Genomic DNA, 18,058 nt, shown 5'->3' with positions numbered 1-18,058 from the left:
GGCGGGGCCCTCGCGTTCGCTTCAGCGGATGCTGAGGCGGGCTACTTGGCGGTGACCGTCGTGGTGACGGACTTGCCGGTGGTGCCCTTGACCTTGATGACGACCTTCGGAGCCTTCTTCAGCTTCTTGGTCGACTTCAGCTTCATGGTCACCTTGCCGTTGCCGGACTTGGTGGTGGTCTTCTTGGAGCCCTGCAGGCGGATCGAGCCCGTCAGCTTGGCCTTGGCCGCCTTGGCGCCCGAGCCGGTCGGCGGGACGGCGGTGATCGTGCAGACGATCGTCTTGCCGTCGGCCGACAGGTCGCAGGTCACGCGGACGTTGGGCGTGTCGCCCTTGTCGCCCTTGTCACCCTTCGGGCCCGCGGGACCCACCGGGCCGGTGGCGCCGATCGGACCGACGGGGCCGGTCGGGCCGGCCGGGCCGGTGGAGCCGGTGGAGCCGGTGTCGCCCTTCGGGCCGGCGGGGCCGGTCGGACCCGTGGGGCCGGCCGGGCCGGCGGGGCCCTGCGTGCCGGCGGCCGAAGCCGTGACACGGCTCGACGTCGCCTCGACCGAGCCGGCCGAGTTGGACGCCGTGTAGCGGCACGTGATGTCGCGGCCGATGTCGCTGTTGGTCACGACGTACGTGTTGATCGCGGCGCCGGAGATGACGACGCCGTCACGCAGCCACGCCACCGAGGTGCTGGTGGGCGTGTTGCGGAAGCCGCCGTTGACGCAGGTGAGCGTCGAGCCGACGGTCGGGGTGCCCGTGATGGACGGGTTGGCGACCGGCTCCGGGGCCTGGGTGAACGTGCCACCCGCCGGAGCGGCGTTGACGACGATGCTCAGCGGCGTGCCGGTGGTGGCCACGTTGCCGGCGGCGTCGACGGACTCGGCGGTCAGCTGGACCGTGGTGCCGACGGCCGAGGCCGGCGGGGTGTAGCGGAACTGGAACGGGTAGACCGTGGTCGTCGCGTAGTAGACGCCGTTGGCGAACAGGCGGACTTCCTTCATGTCGCCGCGCTCGTCGTAGGTCGTCAGCTCCAGGTCGACCGGGTCGGCCGGGGTGCCCTGCCAGTTCTGCGTCGGGTACTTCCAGCCGACGATGGTCGGCGCGGTGGTGTCCGGCGTCGCCGGCAGCAGGTGCGTCATGGCGCGCTTGACGAGCTCGTTGCGCGTCGTCTCGTCGACCTGCTCGAGGCCGAAGCCGAACGTCACGGCGTCACGCGTCGAGATGATCGCGCCACCGTTGGCGGACTGGGCCGGGGTCGTGGTGTAGTCGGCCTGGACCGTCTCCTGGCGCAGCGGCTCCTGGATGGAGACGCTGGTCCAGTTGCGCAGGCGCAGCGGCGACTTGGCCAGCGGCAGCGGGGTGCCGTCGGCGTTCTGCGTCGGGTCGTTGCCGGCCGACGCGTCGACCGTGAAGGGCGACATGCCCTCGAGGAACGAGCCCGCCTTCGGGGTCACCGGGGCGGTGTCGAACTTCGTGCCCGTGGCGCCGATGCCGGCCTGGCGGCCGACGACGCCGAGGTAGTTCTGCCACGTGTCGTTGGAGATCGTGCGCGAGCGCTGGTAGGCCGTGCCCGCCAGGTCGTCGTCGCCCGAGTTGTTCGGCGGGTAGAAGAAGCCGAACAGCTTGTCCGGGGTCCACGTGTACGGACCCGTCGCCGACAGCGACGCGCTCGTGGACGTGTACGCCTGGTGGATGTTGCGACCGTCGACGATGAGCTTGCCGCCCTCGTTGGCGTAGTCGCGCATCTCGAGCATCAGCTTGTGCGACCAGGAGCTCATCTCGAGCGAGCCGGTCTGGGCCGTGGCCGACGTCGGACGGCGCGGGCTGGTCTGATCGAGGTCCTGCGGGGCGAAGTCGTCGCCCGAGTACCAGTTGACGGCGTCGAAGTGCGAGAGCACGCCGATGTAGGTCGGGTACTTGATCGCCGGCTGGATGTACGTGCTCGGCGAGCCACCCTTCACCGGGGGCGCGTCGATGTTGTAGACCGAGACCTCGTAGCCGGCGGCCTCCAGGGCGGAGACGTGCTGGGTGAGGTACCGGGCCTGCGTGTCGTAGCCGGGGGTCACGTTCGGCGAGACGCCGGTGTAGTCCTCGGCCGCGACGACGAGCACGCGCTTCTTGGTCGTGTCGATGTGCTTGGCCTCGACGCGGTAGCGGAACTCCTGCTGCAGACCGCCGGCCTTGACGATGACGTTGACGATGTCACCGGCCTGGATCGCGCGGGTGCCGATCGTCGCCGGGATGGTCGCGCGGCGGCGCTCGAAGTAGTAGCCCTTGACCTCGTTGTAGCGCTCGCCGGGGCCGGCGGCCTCCATGCGGCCGGTGAAGTTGCCGCTCTGGCCGACGACCGTGGCCGTGACGAACGACGGGCCGAGCTCCTTGCGGACCGTGGCCTCGACCACCTGCGGCGTGCCGTAGGAGACATCGAAGCGGTTGAGCTGGATGTCCTGGGTCGCCTTGATCTTGTAGTGGCTCGGATCGTTGTCGAACTCCTTCGGGCGACCGAGGTTCGGCAGCGAGTTCGCGATGTTGAGCGCGAAGGCCAGGTTCTTGTTGAAGACGGCCTGGACGATCTCCTCGTCGTCCGGCGAGGCGAACTGGTTGCAGCCGCTGGGCTCGCCGAGCGTCGCGCACGTGTCCATCTCCGGCGTCCAGCCGATGATGCCGTAGTTCATGTACGCGTTGTCGATCGTGTCGCCGTTGGACTCGTAGAGGTCCGACGAGTGCTGCGAGCGGTACGGGAACACGGCCTCGTCGCCGTCGGTGCCGGTGATGGCGTCGAACAGCGTCGAGTCGGGCGGGTAGTAGTCGGTCGTGTAAGAAACCGGCGTCAGCAGCAGCTGGCCCGCGGAGTGGTAGTTGATGTTCGCGTTGAACTTGACGCGACGCTGGAGACGGTCGACCGCGAGGTTCTCGGGCTCCGACAGCGCGTACGGGCCGCGGTAGGTCTCGCCGCCGGGGCTGTTGGTGGCGCCCTCTTCGTCGATGCCGCGCTTGGACGGGTAGTTGCGGTTCGGGTCGACGCCGTCGCCGCTGTTGCCGTAGACGCCGTTGTTGTCGTTGTCACGCAACGTCTTGCGCCAGAAGCGGTTGTTCGGCGAGGTCGTGCGGTAGTCGCAGTTGACCTGGTTGACGCCGGTGCCGCAGGTGAAGGTGAAGTCGTAGCCGTCCGGGTTCTGGATCGGCAGGAACCACAGCTCGCGCGTCTTGATCAGCTCGCGGATCTTGGTGTCGTTCTTGTTGGCGGCGAACCAGCCCGGCAGACGACGGCCCATCTCGGCGGCGATCCACTCGCGCGCGTGGTTGACGGCGGAGAAGAGCATCGCGGGGCGCGAGCCGTCCGGCGTCGTGCGCGCGTTCTCCGTCATCTTGATGGCGAGGATCGGCTTGCCGAGCGTCGACGTGCCGATCTGCTCGAGCTTCATCACGTCGGGGTTGGCGGCCGCGATGGCCCGCATCTCGTCCGCGATGCCGCCCGGCTCCATGTAGGAGCGGTAGACGTTGAAGTACGGGTTCGGGCTGTCGCCGAGCGCGGCCGACTTGGCCTTCGGCGCGTCGATCGCCAGCTTCTCGACGTCGAAGCCGTCGGCCTCGAGCGCGTCGACCTGCTTGGGCGTGGCGACGAACTCGAGCTCCTGCGAGCCGGGCGAGCCGTCGGCGCCGCCCTCTTCGAGGTCGAAGCCCTGCTTCTTGAGCTCTGCGGCCTGGCTCGGCGTCGCGTCGACCGAATACGGCGCCAGGGTCTGAGGCTCGGCGGCCGAAGCGGCCGCGGGAGTGACGCAAAGACCGGCCAAGCAGGCCAGCAGCGCCACGGGTGCGCGTGAGCGCATGTGGGTGGTACCCCCCTCTAGGGAAACGAACAACCGCCCCTCCCTCAAGGGGCGCTTGTGTCGATTGCACCTCAACCGAACGCTGCTGGCAATCTCCCGCGCGTGGAGATCACTCCACGTATCCCAGAAGGTCTAGGCCGCGCGACAGGCCTGACAGCAGCCGTGCAGCGTGACGTCGTGGTCGGAGACGTCGAACGAGACGCGGCTCGCGAGGTGCCGGATGGCCTGCTCGAGCGCGGCATCCTGGAACGGCTCCAGCCGTCCGCAGCCGTCGCAGACGAGGTGGTGATGGTGCTCGTGGCCGGTGCAGCCGCGGTGCGGCTCGTAGCGGGCGACGCCGTCGCCGACCTCCACGCGCGTCAGCAGGTCCAGGCTGACGAGCTCGTCGACGACGCGGTAGATCGAGGCGCGGCCGACCCGCCGTCCCTCCCCGGTGCGCAAGCGGTCCTCGATGTCCAGCGCGGAGAGGGCGCAGGGCTGCGAGTCGAGCAGCTCGATGACGGCTTCACGGGCGCCACCGCGCCGGTAGCCGGCGCCGGAAAGCCGCTGCAAGGCCATCTCCGACCACTGTGCCATCGCCCTCAATGATAGGCGCGGGCCTGGGGTGTCCCGACGTCCTTGAGGTCGCTCTCGATGCGCGCGGCGGTGGCCAGCAGCGGCGGCAGCAGGGTCTTGCGGACGGCCTCGCGGGAGGCCCGGCTGGCGTGGGCGGAGACGTTCACGGCGGCCACGACCGTCCCCTCGCGGCCGCGCACCGGCGCCGCCACCGACCGCAGCCCTTCCTCGAGCTCCTGGTCGACGAGCGCCCACCCCTGCGCGCGGATGCGGTCGAGCTCGGCGCGCAGCGCACCCGCGTCGGTGAGCGTGCGCGCGGTCAGCGGCTCCAGCTCCGCGCGCGCCAGGTACGCGTCGAGCTCGGCCTCCGTCAACGCGGCGAGCAGCACGCGTCCCATCGACGTGGCGTAGGCGGGGAAGCGCGTGCCGACGTTGATCGACACGCGCATGATCCGGCTGGTCGGCACACGGCCGACGTAGACGATCTCGTCGCCGTCGAGCACCGAGACGCTGCTCGACTCGCGCACCTCGGCCGCGAGCCGCTCGAGGTGGGGCTCGGCGATCTCCGGCAGCGAGAGGCTGGACAGGTACGCGTAGCCGAGCTCGAGCACGCGCGGCGTGAGCGCGAACCGCTTGCCGTCCGAGCGCACGTAGCCGAGGTCGCCGAGCGTCAGCAGGAAGCGACGCGCGGCCGCGCGCGTGAGGCCGGTGCGGCGCGCGACGTCCGACAGCGTGAGCTCGGGCTCCTCGGGGCTGAAGGCGCGGATGACCGCGAGCCCGCGTTCGAGCGACTGGACGAAGTGCTCGCCCCGCTCACCCACCTTCGGACAGCACCTGGTTCGCGATCGCCACGGCCGAGTTGGCGGCCGGCACGCCCGCGTAGACGGCGGTGTGGATGAGCACCTCGAGGATCTCCTCGTCGGTGAGCCCGTTGCGCTTGGCGGCGCGGACGTGCATCGGGAGCTCGTTCTCGGCGCGCAGCGCGGTGAGGATGGCGAGCGTGATGCACGAGCGGGTCTTGCGGTCCAGGCCGGGCCGCGTCCACGCCTCGCCCCACGCGGAGCGGGTGATGTACTCCTGGAACGGGCGGGTGAAGTCGGTCGCGTTGCCGGTCGCGCGGTCGACGTGCTCGTCGCCGAGCACCTCCCGGCGGACCTGCATGCCGGCCTCGTAGCGGGGGTCGTCGCTCATCCCAGGTGCTCCTTGATCAGCCGCGTGACGTCGTCGGCGCGCTCGACGCTCGCCAGGTGCGCCGCGGGGTCCAGCACCTCCAGCCGCGCGCGGGGGATCGCGCCGGCGATCACCTCCGCGTGCTCGGCGGGCGGCGTCGCCGGGTCCTGGGCGCCCGCGATCACGAGCGTCGGCGCGCTGATGTTCGGCAGCCCGTCCGTCAGGTCCATCGTCTCGATGATCCCGCAGCAGCGCGCGTAGCCCTCGTCATCGACGCCGACGAACATGTCGCGCAGGGCGCTCAGGTCGTGCTCGGCCCGGTAATCGGCGGTGAACCAGCGCTCGAACGTGCCGTCCACGATCGCCTCGGTGCCCTGCTCGCGCACCGTCTTGGCCCGGTCGATCCACACCTGCGCGGGCCCCATCTTCGGCGACGTGCACAGCAGCACGAGCTTCTCGATCCGCTCGGGCGCGTTGATGGCGAGCCACTGCCCGGTCATGCCGCCGAGCGACAGGCCGGCGAAGTGCGTCCGCTCGACCCCGAGGTGGTCGAGCAGGTCGAGCACGTCCCGGCCGACGTCGCCGATCGTGTACGGCCCGGGCGGCGTGTCGCTGCCACCGTGCCCGCGCGTGTCGTAGCGGACGAGCCGGAACCGCCGGGCGAGCGCCCGCGCCTGCGGCTTCCACATGTCGAGCGTGGTGCCGAGCGAGTTCGAGAGCACGAGGACGGGCGCGTCCGCGGGCCCGGTGACGCGGTGGTGGGGGATCATCGGTGCTCCAACGCGCGATCCACGAGCGTCGTGGCCGCGCCGAGATCGGGGTCGGGTTGGTCGAGGTTCGCGCGCATCCGGTCCGTGTCGACCACGAGCTCCTCGAGCGACGTGCGCAGCCAGCTCGCGGCGGAGCCGGTCGTGACGAGCAGCTCGTTCAGCGGACGCCACTCCGCGTGCCAGGCGCCGGCGGCGCGCTCGTGCTCCTGCACCATCGCGGAGAGCAGCGTCGCGACCAGGCCGGGCGCCTGCTTCGCGTTGCCGAGCGCCGCGACCGCCGCGACCGGGTTGTGCTTGTGCGGCATCGAGGTCGAGCCGCCGCCCGTGCCCTCGCGCACCTCGCCGACCTCGGTCTGGGCGAGCAGGACGACGTCCCCCGCCACCTTGCCGATCGCGCCGGCGGCGACGCCCAGCGCGCCCGCCAGCTCGCCGATCCGGCCGCGCAGCGTGTGCCAGGGCAGCAGCGGCACGTCGAGGTCCAGCTCGCGTGCCACCGCACGCACGAGCGCCACCGGCGGCGCCTCGTTGCGCGCACCGGCGATCCCCGCGACGCCGACGTCGCTGGGCGGTGCGTCACCGCACGCGCCCTCGAGCGTCCCGACCGGCCCGCCGAGCTGCACCGACAGGCGCACGTTGTGCAGCGCGTCCGCGGCCTCGTCGAGGCCCACCATCCAGCCGGCGGCCTTCAGGCCGAACGTGGTCGGCCGCGCCTGCTGGAGCAGCGTGCGGCCGATCATCGGGGTGTCCCGGTGCGCGCGCGTGAGTCGCTCGGCCGCGTCGGCGGCGCCGCGCAGGTCGCCGAGCAGTGGACCCAGCGCACGCTTGGTGACCAGCATCGCCGCCGTGTCGACCGCGTCCTGGCTCGTCGCCCCCTGGTGCACCGGCGCGCCCGGCACCGCCGCTTTCAGGGCCTGCACGACCGGGCCCGCGGGGTTGCCGATCGCCGCCGCGCCCGCGGCGATCTCGGCGACGTCGTAGAGATCCGCCTGGCACGCGGCCCCGATCGCCGCCGCCTGGTCCTCCGAGATCAAGCCCGCACGCGCCTGCGCGCGCGCGAGGCCGGCCTCGAAGTCCAGCAGCGCCTGCAGCCAGGCGCGCCCCGAGACCTGCTCGGGCACGCGCCCGCGCGCGAGCACGCCGGAGAAGACGTCGTCAGACCTTGAAGAAGACGGTTTCACGCTCGCCCTGGAGGTACACGTCGAACCGGTAGCCGTCGGCATCCGGGCGGGCGACGATCGTCGCCCGGCGCTCCTCCGGCACCGACTCGAGCACCGGATCCCCGGTGTTGTCCTCGTCGGCGAAGTAGATCCGGGTCACGCAGCGGTTGAGCATGCCACGGGCGAACACGTTCACGTCGACATGTGGGGCCTGGCCGTCTCCGAGCCGACCGGGCTTGAGCGTGAAGATCTCCCACGCTCCCTCCTCGTCGGTGGGGCAGCGGCCGAAGCCGCGGAAGTCCGTCCCGAACTTCCCGTCCGGGTCGGCCTGCCAGGTCTCGATCAGCGCGTCGCCGACCGGGTCGCCGGCGCCGTCGAGCACCCGGCCGTGGAGGCGGATGCGCCCGGGCGTGTCCGCCGGGACGACATCCGGCCCGTCCGGCCAGGGCAGCCCGATCCCCAGGTACGGCCCGACCGTCTGCGACGGCGTGGTCCCCAGCGTCATGCGTGCGGCTCCTCCGTCGGCGTGGCCTCCTCGCCGCGCAGGACGATGTCCCAGCGGTAGGCCAGCGCCCAGTGATCCTCGGTCGACTCGTAGTCGAACGCGCTCACCATGCGCTTCGCCGCCCGCTCGTCGCGGATCGAGTTGTACATCGGGTCCTGGAAGAACAGCGGGTCGTCCGGGAAGTACATCTGGGTCACGAGCCGCTGGGTGAACGCGCGGCCGAACAGGCTGAAGTGGATGTGCGCGGGGCGCCACGCGTTCGGGTGGTTGCGCCACGGGTACGCGCCCGGCTTGATCGTCAGGAAGCGGAAGTAGCCGTCCTTGTCGGTGAGCGTGCGGCCGGCGCCGGTGAAGTTCGGGTCCAGCGGGGACGGCCACCGATCCACCTGATGGCGATACCGCCCGCCCGCGTTGGCCTGCCAGATCTCCACCAGCGTGTCGGGCACGGGGCGCCCGTCGTCCTCCTTGACGTGGCCGTGGACGATGATCCGCTGGCCGACCGCCTCGCCGCCCGGACCCTGCGTGAGGTCGTGGTCGTGCTCGCCGACGCGGTCGTCGCCGAACACCGGCCCGGTGACCTCGGTGAGCCGGTGCGGCAGCGCGATCAGCGGCTGCTTCGGATGCCGCAGCGCGGTCGACTTGTAGCCCGCGTAGTCCATCGGCGGGTGCGACTCGGAGTCGTCGCGGAAGCGCGTCATGCTTCGTCCCTCCCTGTCCCGCGGGAACGAGCCGCAAGGCGAGTTCCCGACAAGGCATGCGAGCGCGCAGCGCGAGTCATGCCTCCACCACCACGGCGAGGCCCTGGCCGACGCCGATGCAGATCGCCGCGAGCCCCCACTTGCCGCCCGTGCGCTTGAGCCCGTGCGCGACCGTCCCCACGATCCGCGCGCCGGAGGCGCCGAGCGGGTGCCCGAGCGCGATCGCGCCGCCGCTCACGTTCAGCTTGTCGGGGTCGAGCTCCGTCCACTCGCGCAGGCACGCGAGCGACTGCGCGGCGAACGCCTCGTTGAGCTCCACGAGGTCCAGGTCCTGCCAGCCGATGCCCGCGCGCGCGAGCGCCCGGTTGGCGGCCTCGACCGGGCCGATGCCGAACACGTCGGGGTCGACGCCGTGCGCGCCGCGGCCGGCGATCCGGCCGAGCGGCTCGCCCTCGAAGGCCTCGCCGGCGAGCAGCACCGCGGCGGCGCCGTCGTTGAGCGGGGAGGCGTTGCCGGCCGTCACCGTCCCATCCTTGGCGAACGCGGGCTTGAGCTTGGCGAGCTTCTCGAGGCTCGTGTCCGCGCGGATGTTCTCGTCGCGCGTGAGGTCCGTGGCCGGCACCGGCACGACCCAGCCGTCGTACAGGCCCTCGTCCCACGCGCGTGCCGCCTGCTGGTGGCTCCTGAGGGCGAACGCGTCCTGCTCATCGCGGGTGATGCCGTAGATCCCGGCCAGCTTCTCGGTCGACTCGCCGAGCGAGATCGTCCACTGCTCGGGCATCTCCGGGTTGACCATCCGCCACCCGAGCGTGGTCGAGTGCATCGTCTGCGGGCCGGCCGGGAAGCCCTTCTCGGGCTTGAGCACGACCCACGGGGCACGGCTCATCGACTCGACGCCGCCGACGAGCACGACGTCCGCGTCGCCCGTCTCGATCGAGCGGCTGGCCTGGATCGTGGCCTCGAGGCTCGACCCGCACAGGCGGTTCACCGTCACGCCGGGCACGGACGTGGGCAGGCCGGCGAGCAGCGCCGCCATCCGCCCGACGTTGCGGTTGTCCTCGCCCGCGCCGTTGGCGTTGCCGAAGATGACGTCGTCGATCCGCTCGGGGTCCACGCCCGTGCGCTCGACGGCCTGCTTGACGACGAACGCGCCGAGGTCGTCCGGACGCACGCCCGCGAGCGCGCCGCCGTAGCGGCCGAACGGGGTGCGGACCGCGTCGTAGATGTACGCGCCGTTCATGCGGCCAGCAACTCTCTCAACGCCTTCAGCTCCTCTTCCGTCGGCGGCTCGGTCGTCTGCAGATCATCGGCGATCTTCAGGTCCCACCCCGTCGCCGCCCGCGCCTGCTCGACGTCCACGCCGGGATGCAGGTGCGTGAGGACCAGCTCGCGGCTCTCGGGGTGCGGCTCGAGGATGCCGAGGTCGGTGATCACCTTGGTGGGACCCTTCCCGCGCAGGCCGAGCCGCTCACGCGCGCCCGGCCCGTCGCCGTGGCCGACCGACGTGATGAAGTCGACCCGCTCGACGAACGCGCGCGGCGACTGGCGGACGATCACGACCACCTCGCCGCACGACGCGGCGATCTCCGGCGCGCCGCCCGCGCCGGGCAGGCGCACCTTGGGATGCGCGTAGTCGCCGACCACGGTGGTGTTGATGTTCGCGTACCGGTCGAGCTGGGCGGCGCCCAGGAAGCCGACCTCGATCCGGCCCGGCTGGACCCAGTAGTTGAAGATCTCCGGGACGGAGGCGATGTAGTCGGCGGTCTCGCCGAGCATGCCGTCGCCGATCGAGAGCGGCAGCCGCGGCGGCTTGGCCCCGATCGCGCCCGCCTCGTAGACCAGCACGAGGTCCGGGTTGACCGTCCGGCGCGCGAGGTTCGCGCCCGTGCTGGGCAGGCCGATGCCCACGAAGCACGCGGTGACGTCGCGCAGCTGGCGCGCGGCCTCGACGCTCATCATCTCGTCGGCTTCGTAGCTCACAGCGCCTCCAGCCACTTCGCGAACTCCGCCTCGTCGCGCGACGTCGCGTCCCACGCCTTGTATGCGTCGTTGTCGCGGTCGTAGTAGTCCTGCGCGTAGGACGGCCTGGCGCCGCCCGGCACCTCGCACACGCGGGTGACGACCCAGCGCGGGAGGACGACGCTGTACGGCTTCTCGTCGAGCTCGTCGACGATCTCCTCGACGGTGACGATGCTGCGCCTGGCGCCGAGCACGGTCTCCTTCTGCACGCCGGTCTGGCCCCACAGCTGGACGTTGCCCTGCCGGTCGGCGCGCTGGGCGTGGATGATCCCCACGTCGAGGTCGAGCGCCGGCACGGCGGTCAGCCGCTCGCCGGTGAACGGGCACGTGATCGGCTTGATCGTGTCCGTGTGGTCCGGGAGCGACGTGCCGTTGTAGCCGCGCAGGACGGCGAACGGGAGCCCGGACGCGGCGGCCGCGTAGCGGTTGGCCATGCCCGCGTGGCTGTGCTCCTCGATCTCGAGCTCGCCGGCCTGGACGGCTGCGCGGAAGCGGTGCAGCGAGCCGACGCCCGGGTTGCCGCCCCAGGAGAAGATCAGCTTGCGGGCGCAGCCGGCGCCGATCAGCTGGTCGTAGACGATGTCCGGCGTCATCCGCACGAGCGTCAGGTCGCGCTTGCGCTGGCGGATGATCTCCTGCCCCGCGGCGACGGGGATCAGGTGGGTGAAGCCCTCGAGGGCGACCACATCGCCGTCGCGCACCAGGTCCGCGACGGCGTCGGGCAGTGAGGTGATCTCGGCGTGTGTTCGCATAGTGAACCTGGGTTCGGCCTGCGAACGATAGCGCGGTGCGGCGGCCCGTGAGCCGCCGCACCGTGGGGCATGGCCTTACGGCGTCGTGGTCGACAGCGTGAAGGTGAGCGTCTTGCTGTAGGTGCCAGTGCGCAGCGGCTGGGTGTCGCCGATGTGCTGGCTGAACGTGACCGTCACCGGGTCGTTCGCGACCGGCGCCGTCCACGTGGACTTCGAGAACGCGACCTTCAGCGGGTCCGAAAGCGCGAACGCGCCGTTGGTGAGGAAGCCGGGATCGCTCACGCTGAGCGTGGCGTCGCCGGCCGTGGACAGCACGTTGGCCGTCGTGGTCGCCGTGTAGTCGTTGGCGACGCCCGGGACGAACGCCGGGAACGTCGCCGCCCCGCCGAGCGTGAGCGCCAGCGTCGCCGGCACGTCGCCGCCGACCGTGCCGCCGGCCGTCGTGGCCTGGTAGGCGCCGATCGCGTCGGTGAGCGCCGCGGTCGCGTTCTTGACCGCGTTGACGCCGTCGATCGAGTAGATGCGGGGCGAGACGAGCGCCTGGGCGGCGTCACGCGCCGCCACGACCTTCGCCCACGCGTCGCTCGGGTAGGTGGCCGGCACGAGCGTGCTCACCCGCGCGATCGCGTCCCGCAGCTTCTCGCGCGCCGGGGCGCCGATGACCGCGAAGAACGAGTACTTCTCCGGGTTGCCGCTCAGGCCGGACCACAGATGGCCGCCCGTGTTGCGGTTGAACGTGGACGTGTCGTTGGTGCCGTCCCAGTCGTAGAGGGCGATCTTGCCCTTGTAGGACAGCAGCAGGTCCATCCAGTCAGCCGCGAAGTCGGCCTGCTTGCGCATGATGTCGGGGCTGTTGGCCAGCGCGTCGTTGGCGCCGGTGCCCCACGCCGGGATCCGGCGGACGGGCGAGTTGCAGACGTCGAACGTGTTGCCGTTCGCCGCCGAGCGGTTCGCCCACGAGCACGAGCCGTAGGTCGGCCACTGGTGCGCCGGGTCGGCGCCGTCGGCCTCGGTCACGCGCCGGGTCGGCTGCGACGGGTCGTAGTCCGGGTTGGGCTCGAAGTCGCTGCGGATGTCGGACTCGGTGATCGAGATCTCGTTCGCGACGGTCAGGCCGGCGTTGATCTGCTTGCGCAGCATGTCGATCGTCGGGTACGCCCACGCGAGGCGGCCCTGCATGCCGTAGCCGTCGATGTTGCCGGCGTCGTGGATCGGCTTGAGCAGCTTGATCGTCTGGCTCTCCTTCGGCTCGTAGAGCTTGTCGGAGTCCTGGTAGTCGTTGTAGTAGAGCTTCCAGTGGACGCCCGCGGCGTTCTCCCACTTGCGGGCCGACTCGAACGCCTGGCGCACCCACGCCGACTCCGCGGTCAGGCGGGCGTCGGGGTCACCGTCGAGGTCCGGGCGCCGGAAGATCCGGCCCCACTGGCCCACCTGGGCGTCGTCGGCGTTGCGGATCTGGCCGGTGTAGTCGTCGATCGACTCGTTGACGACGTCCCAGGCGACGATGACGTCGGAGTACTTGGCGTACTTGTCGGTCATCGCGTGGATGTAGTTGTCGAGCCGCTTGAGCATCGTCTGCGGGCTCGCCCAGTCGGGGTTGGCGGCGTCGTAGTAGAAGCCGTTGGTGAAGAACCAGTTCGGCTGCTGGCCGCCGTGCCACGCGAAGACGTGTCCGCGGACGACCTTCTTCTGGTCCGCCGGCAGCGTCGCGTTGTAGGCCTGGATGGCCTGCAGGATCTGCTCGGCCTGGCCGTTGCCGGTCGTCGGCTGCAGCACGATCTGCTGGTTGGCGGTCTCGATCGCCGCCGCCTTCTGGTCGGCGGTCAGCGTGGTGTCGGCGTTGATCTGCGCGACCTTGGCGACGTACGCCTGCCGCGAGAGGCTGTTCGTCGCGCTCGTGCCGATCTGGCTGTCGAGCTTGAGGTTGTTGGGGATGCTGTTCGCGCGGTAGTGATACAGCGCCTGCTGGCTGTTCCAGTTGCCGAACGTGCCCATCGTGAAGTCGTCCTTGTAGGACTGCCACAACGACGGGAGCGTGTAGTCGACGGCGGCGGCCGTGCCGACGCCGACGGCGCCCGTGAGCGCGAGCGCGCCCACGGCACCGGCGGCGACGACGCGCCTGAGGTGGTTGATCCTCATGTCTCTCCTTGACGATCCGTCAGCGGAAGCTGATCGGCTTGGTGCGGGTGGTGACGTTGCCCGCGGCGTCCGTCGCGCGGATGCGCAGCAGCGCGGGCAGGCGGTGCTCACGGGCGAGGCGCTTGCGCAGCGCGGCGCTGGGCCGCAGCTCGAGCGTCACGGTCTGCCCGGCCTTCACGGAGCGCAGCGTCTGCCGCGCGAGTCGGCGCAGCGCGAGGCGCTTGCCGTGGCTGGAGAAGCGGCCCAGCAGGGTCGCCTCGAGCTGGGTGACGGGCTCGTCGGCGCTGAGCCGGAACGCGAGCCCGTTCGTGCGCAGGGTGCGCACGTGCTGGCGCCCGTTGGAGCGCAGGCGCAAAAGCGGCGGCGTCTTGTCGGGTCGCGGCGCGGCGGTCGGTGCCGGCGAGGCGGCGCCTTGCGGCGTCGGCGTCGGTGACGCGGACCCCTGCGGCGTCGGCGTGGCCGTCGGCGGCTCGTCCTCGAGCGCCGGGATCGTCGCCGGCCGCGTCTGCCCGCTCACGCGCAGGTAGTCGAAGCTCGCCCGCACGGTGGTGGGGCCGACGGCGAACAGGCCGACGTCGACGTCCTCGAGCGGCGCCCCGGTCTCGTAGACCGGCTTGAACGCGGACCCGTCGGTCGAGTACCAGAGGCGATAGCGGGCGCCGGTCTTGCTCATCCGCAGCCAGATCGTCCGGGTGGCGGTGGTGAGGTCGGCGGGCGCGGTGACGGGCACCAGCGTCGCCGGCGCGAGCGTCTCGGAGACCGGACCCGAGCCCTGGGCGTAGCCCGGATCGCAGCACGAGCGGCGGTCCTCCGAGATCACCGTCAGGCGCGGCGCGGCGGTCGCCGAGTTGCCGGCGAGCACGAACTTCAGGTAGTTGTCGTCGTCCTGGTAGGCGATCAGCCCGACCTGCTGGCTCGTCGCGGTCAGGTTGGCGTTGACGTCGACCTTGGTCTCGACCGTCCAGTCGCCGAGCGCGCGCTGCAGCAGCAGGTTGCGCGCGTTGTTGGTGGTCGCGGTCGGCGTGCTGAGCACGTCGCCGGCCTCCGTCGTGATCTGCACGGAGCCGGGGGTCGCGTTCGGCGCCCCCTGCTGGCTGCGGCGGATCCAGTGCCACTGCGAGCCGGGCACGCCGCTGGTGAACTCGTCCGTCTGCGCCGCGTGGGCGAAGTGGACGCTGTAGCTGAGCGTGTTGCCCTCGGGGCCGGTGACGTGGACCGTCGCCGTGCCGGGGACGCCGGCCGCCTGCGTGGCCTGCACCGTCGCGTCGCTCGGAGCGTCCGCCCCGAGCGTCGGCGCGCTCGTGACGTCCTCGGGGAGGATCACGTCGTAGTCGTGGACGTCCGCGGTGAACGTCGCGTCGGGCACCACCGCGTCGAGCGAGGCGCCGTTGAGCGTCAGGCGGGTCGGCTCGGAGGCGACCTTGACGACGAAGTCGCGTGACCGCTCGCCGCCGCGGTAGTGGGCGGTGGCGGTGATCGTCGCGACGCCGTCGGCGACGGTCCGCAGGTGCCCGCCGTCGACGCGCACGACGTCCGGGCGGTTGCTCGCGTAGGTGATCGTCATGCCCGCGGGCAGGTCACGGCCGAGCGGCTCGAGCTTGCCCGTGGCGGTGTCGCGCTGGTTGCGGACGAACCCGTAGAGCGAGTCGTCGCTCAGCGCGACGGTCACGTTCGGGACGATCTCGGCGCCCTCCGGGAACTGGACGCGGTCGACGATCTCGCGCGCGGCGTCACCGGCCAGCGCCGGCTTGACCTCGACGGTCGCGACCGTCGGGGTGAGCGTGCCTCTGACCGTGACGGTGGTCTGGGCCTCGGCCTGCGCGCTCGAGCGGGCGACCTGCAGGCCGTAGCGGCCCGGGTCGACGACCCAGCGGCCCGCGTCCTGGTCGAAGAACGCCAGGTCGGCGACCTTCAGCGTGAACGTGACGCGCTTGGTCTCGCCCGGGGCGAGCGTGACCTTCTCGAAGCCCTTCAGGCGCTTGAGCGGCCGCTGCGCCGAGGCCGGCGCGTCGGGCGTGGTGACGTACAGCTGCGGGATGTCCGTCCCGGCGACGGCGCCCGTGTTGGCGACGTCCACGCTGACGTGCAGCGTCGCGTCGGCGTCGGGCGTCGTGTCGTCGACCGCGAGGTCGCGGTAGGCGAACGTCGTGTAGCTCAGGCCATGGCCGAACGGGTAGCGGACCTGACCCTTGGAGCCGTCGTAGTACTGGTAGGTGCGGCCGGGCGTGGTGGCTGTCGGACGCAGCGTGTAGTCCGTGTCCTCCGGCAGCTGCGAGAGGTTCGCGTACCACGTGGAAGGCAGGTGGGCGCTCGGGTTGTACGCGCCGAGTAGCACGTCGGCGAGCGCCTCGCCCTTGCGCTGGCCGTTGTAGGAGCTCCACAGGATCGAGCCGACGTTGGGCTCCCAGGCGCTGATGTCGACCGGCCCGATCGTCTCCATGTAGACCGTCGTGCTCGGGTTGGCCGCGGCCACCTGGTTGATCAGCGCGTCCTGGGCGCCGGGGAGCAGGATCGACGTGCGGTCCTGGTCCTCGTTGGCGGTGCTGAGGTCGGTGCCGGCGTAGACGACGACCTGGTCGTAGCCGCTGGCGGCGGCGACCGCGGCGGGGTCGACGGTGGTCGCCGTCCCGATGTTGGTGCCGTTGGTGAAGCCGCGCCAGAGGTCGACGGTGGCGTTCGGGTTGATCGCCTGGACCGCCTTCTTGATGCCGTCGTAGCCGGTGACGATGTTCGCCTGTCCGGCGCCGAGCTGGGTGCTCGAGTAGCCGCCGAGGTACACGTTGCCGGCGTTGGGGCAGGTGGTCGCCTGGCCGCTCGTCGTCGCCGCGGGGCAGGCCAGCAGGCCCATGACCGCGATCCGCGGCGCGCCGGTCGTCGGCACCCGCAGCGGCAGCGCGTTGCGGCTGTTCTTGAGCAGGACGATCGTCTTGTCGCCCGCCTCACGGGCGAGCGCGAGGCGCGCGGGCGTCTCGGTGACGGCCTGGTTGGCGTCGTCGTTGGTCCAGCTGCCCTGCGGCACGCGTGAGCGCGCGTCGCGGACCCACGGGTTCAGGCTCGGGTCGTCGAACTCGCCGAGCTTCATGCGCGAGGTGAACACGCGCACGGCGGCGGCGTCGAGGTCGTTGACCGTGTAGGTGTCGACGAGCGTCTTGATCTGGTCGCGCGCGGCGGCCGGCAGCCGGTTGAGGTAGTCGTAGTTGTCGCGGAAGCCGGTGTTGCACTCGGAGTCCTCGCCCGCCGACTGCGCGAGCGCGTTGCGCTCGGTGGTGTTGACCGGGCGCGCGAACGGCGCCGACGGCCAGCTCGGGATCGTCCAGCGGTGCGTCGCCGTGCCCTGCTGGACCGCGTCGCAGTCCGAGGTCACGTAGCCGTCGAAGCCGAACGTCTGGCGCAGCAGCGTGTCGATCAGGTACGGATCGGACGCCGTCGGCGCGCCGTAGGGGTTGTGCTGCTCGCCGGCCTTGGCCGACGTGCCGCCCGTCGTGGGCACCTGGCCGACGGCGTTGACCGAGTTGTACGAGCTCATGACCGAGCCCGGGTCCGACCGGCGCACCACGTCGCGGAACGCGGCCGTGTAGTACTCGCGCAGCGTGCGGTCGTCCATGTCCGACGAGCCGCTGCGGCGGTTGACCTCGCTGTTGTTGGCGGCGTAGTGCTTGAGCGTCGTGAGCGTCTTGTAGTAGCCCGCCGCGCCGGGCAGCAGCTCGCCCTGCTCGTCCTTGCCCTCCATGCCGTTGACGAACTGGGAGACCATCGCGGCGGTGTGGAACGGGTCCTCGCCATAGGTCTCGTCCGTCCGGCCCCAGCGCGGGTCGCGCTCGAGGTTCATGGTCGGCGAGTAGAAGTCCAGGTTGGACACGTTGTCGGGCGAGACCTCGCGGGCCTCGTCACCGATCTGGGTCGCCACCCGGTACATCAGGTCCGGGTCCCAGCTGGAGCCCATCGTCTGATCGGTCGGGTACGACGTGGTGTTGCTGAGCGTCGTGGCGTTGGCGTTGTAGGTCAGCTGCGAGCGCGAGACGCCGTGCAGCGCCTCGTTCCACTGGCCCCACGGGCGGATCCCGAGGCGCGGGATCGCCGGCGCCTGGCTGGAGACCAGCTGCGACGCCTTCTCGGCCGTGGTCATGCGCGCCACCAGGTCGGCGGCGCGTTCGGCGTACGAGTAGTGCCGATCGAGGTAGATCGGGGCGCCGGGCGCGGCGTCCGCCGCGGCGACCTTCACCTCCGGTCCACGTCCCGATGCGAGCGGCACGCCCACGGACGCCACGGCAGCCAGGCACGCGCTGCCGGCGAGGGCGGCCGCAGCCGCCCGTCGATTCCTCATCCTGCTCCTCCTGTTGCGACATGGAGCCGCCGCGACAGACCCAGGCGACGGCTCAGTTACGCAACATACTGCTTAACCTGGCCGTGAGACCGTCTTCATGAAGACGGAATACGAAAAGATAACCAGAACTCATGAGAGCTCCGGTCGA

Annotated in this window: 13 protein-coding genes; all 13 read right to left on the bottom strand. The window is 71.3% G+C overall.

The window, feature by feature from the left end; translation table 11 throughout:
* Positions 1-41: 41 nt before the first annotated feature.
* The gene (locus C8N24_RS10005) at positions 42-3,821 is read right to left on the bottom strand and encodes a M14 family zinc carboxypeptidase (RefSeq protein WP_121249893.1); all 3,780 of its coding nucleotides are present in this window, start codon (positions 3,819-3,821) and stop codon (positions 42-44) included.
* 132 nt (positions 3,822-3,953) lie between these two features.
* Positions 3,954-4,397: a Fur family transcriptional regulator gene (locus C8N24_RS10000; RefSeq protein ID WP_121249892.1), complete on the bottom strand. Its 444-nt coding sequence runs from the start codon at positions 4,395-4,397 to the stop codon at positions 3,954-3,956.
* 5 nt (positions 4,398-4,402) lie between these two features.
* Positions 4,403-5,197 carry an IclR family transcriptional regulator gene (locus C8N24_RS09995; RefSeq protein WP_121249891.1) on the bottom strand — a complete coding sequence of 265 codons (795 nt, stop codon included), beginning with the start codon at positions 5,195-5,197 and terminating at the stop codon, positions 4,403-4,405.
* Positions 5,190-5,567, bottom strand: a complete 378-nt coding sequence (pcaC, locus tag C8N24_RS09990) for a 4-carboxymuconolactone decarboxylase (RefSeq protein ID WP_121249890.1) — start codon at positions 5,565-5,567, stop codon at positions 5,190-5,192. The genes C8N24_RS09995 and pcaC overlap by 8 nt, the downstream gene beginning before the upstream one ends.
* Positions 5,564-6,316, bottom strand: a complete 753-nt coding sequence (pcaD, locus tag C8N24_RS09985) for a 3-oxoadipate enol-lactonase (RefSeq protein WP_121249889.1) — start codon at positions 6,314-6,316, stop codon at positions 5,564-5,566. The genes pcaC and pcaD overlap by 4 nt, the downstream gene beginning before the upstream one ends.
* Positions 6,313-7,452, bottom strand: coding sequence for a lyase family protein (locus tag C8N24_RS09980; RefSeq protein ID WP_211339910.1), 1,140 nt, complete (start codon positions 7,450-7,452; stop codon positions 6,313-6,315). Before C8N24_RS09980 ends, pcaD begins: the two co-directional genes overlap by 4 nt.
* Positions 7,453-7,468: 16 nt before the next feature.
* Entirely contained in the window at positions 7,469-7,978 is a 510-nt protein-coding gene (gene pcaG, locus C8N24_RS09975; RefSeq protein WP_121253101.1) for a protocatechuate 3,4-dioxygenase subunit alpha, read from the bottom strand.
* The gene (pcaH, locus tag C8N24_RS09970; protein WP_121249887.1) at positions 7,975-8,676 is read right to left on the bottom strand and encodes a protocatechuate 3,4-dioxygenase subunit beta; all 702 of its coding nucleotides are present in this window, start codon (positions 8,674-8,676) and stop codon (positions 7,975-7,977) included. Before pcaH ends, pcaG begins: the two co-directional genes overlap by 4 nt.
* A gap of 76 nt (positions 8,677-8,752) precedes the next feature.
* Entirely contained in the window at positions 8,753-9,916 is a 1,164-nt protein-coding gene (locus C8N24_RS09965) for a thiolase family protein (protein WP_121249886.1), read from the bottom strand.
* A complete protein-coding gene (locus C8N24_RS09960; protein WP_121253099.1) occupies positions 9,913-10,635 on the bottom strand; it encodes a CoA-transferase in 723 nt (240 codons plus the stop codon). The genes C8N24_RS09965 and C8N24_RS09960 overlap by 4 nt, the downstream gene beginning before the upstream one ends.
* A 17-nt stretch (positions 10,636-10,652) precedes the next feature.
* Entirely contained in the window at positions 10,653-11,447 is a 795-nt protein-coding gene (locus tag C8N24_RS09955; RefSeq protein ID WP_121249885.1) for a CoA transferase subunit A, read from the bottom strand.
* A gap of 75 nt (positions 11,448-11,522) precedes the next feature.
* The gene (locus tag C8N24_RS09950) at positions 11,523-13,586 is read right to left on the bottom strand and encodes an endo-1,4-beta-xylanase (protein WP_121249884.1); all 2,064 of its coding nucleotides are present in this window, start codon (positions 13,584-13,586) and stop codon (positions 11,523-11,525) included.
* 19 nt (positions 13,587-13,605) lie between these two features.
* Positions 13,606-17,910: a glycoside hydrolase family 3 C-terminal domain-containing protein gene (locus tag C8N24_RS09945; protein ID WP_170178980.1), complete on the bottom strand. Its 4,305-nt coding sequence runs from the start codon at positions 17,908-17,910 to the stop codon at positions 13,606-13,608.
* Positions 17,911-18,058 lie beyond the last annotated feature (148 nt).

It is taken from the genome of Solirubrobacter pauli, assembly GCF_003633755.1.
GTDB classification, from domain to species: Bacteria; Actinomycetota; Thermoleophilia; order Solirubrobacterales; family Solirubrobacteraceae; genus Solirubrobacter; species Solirubrobacter pauli.
Note: the sequence above shows the minus strand (reverse complement) of the source record. Positions and strands in the feature narration are given on the sequence as shown.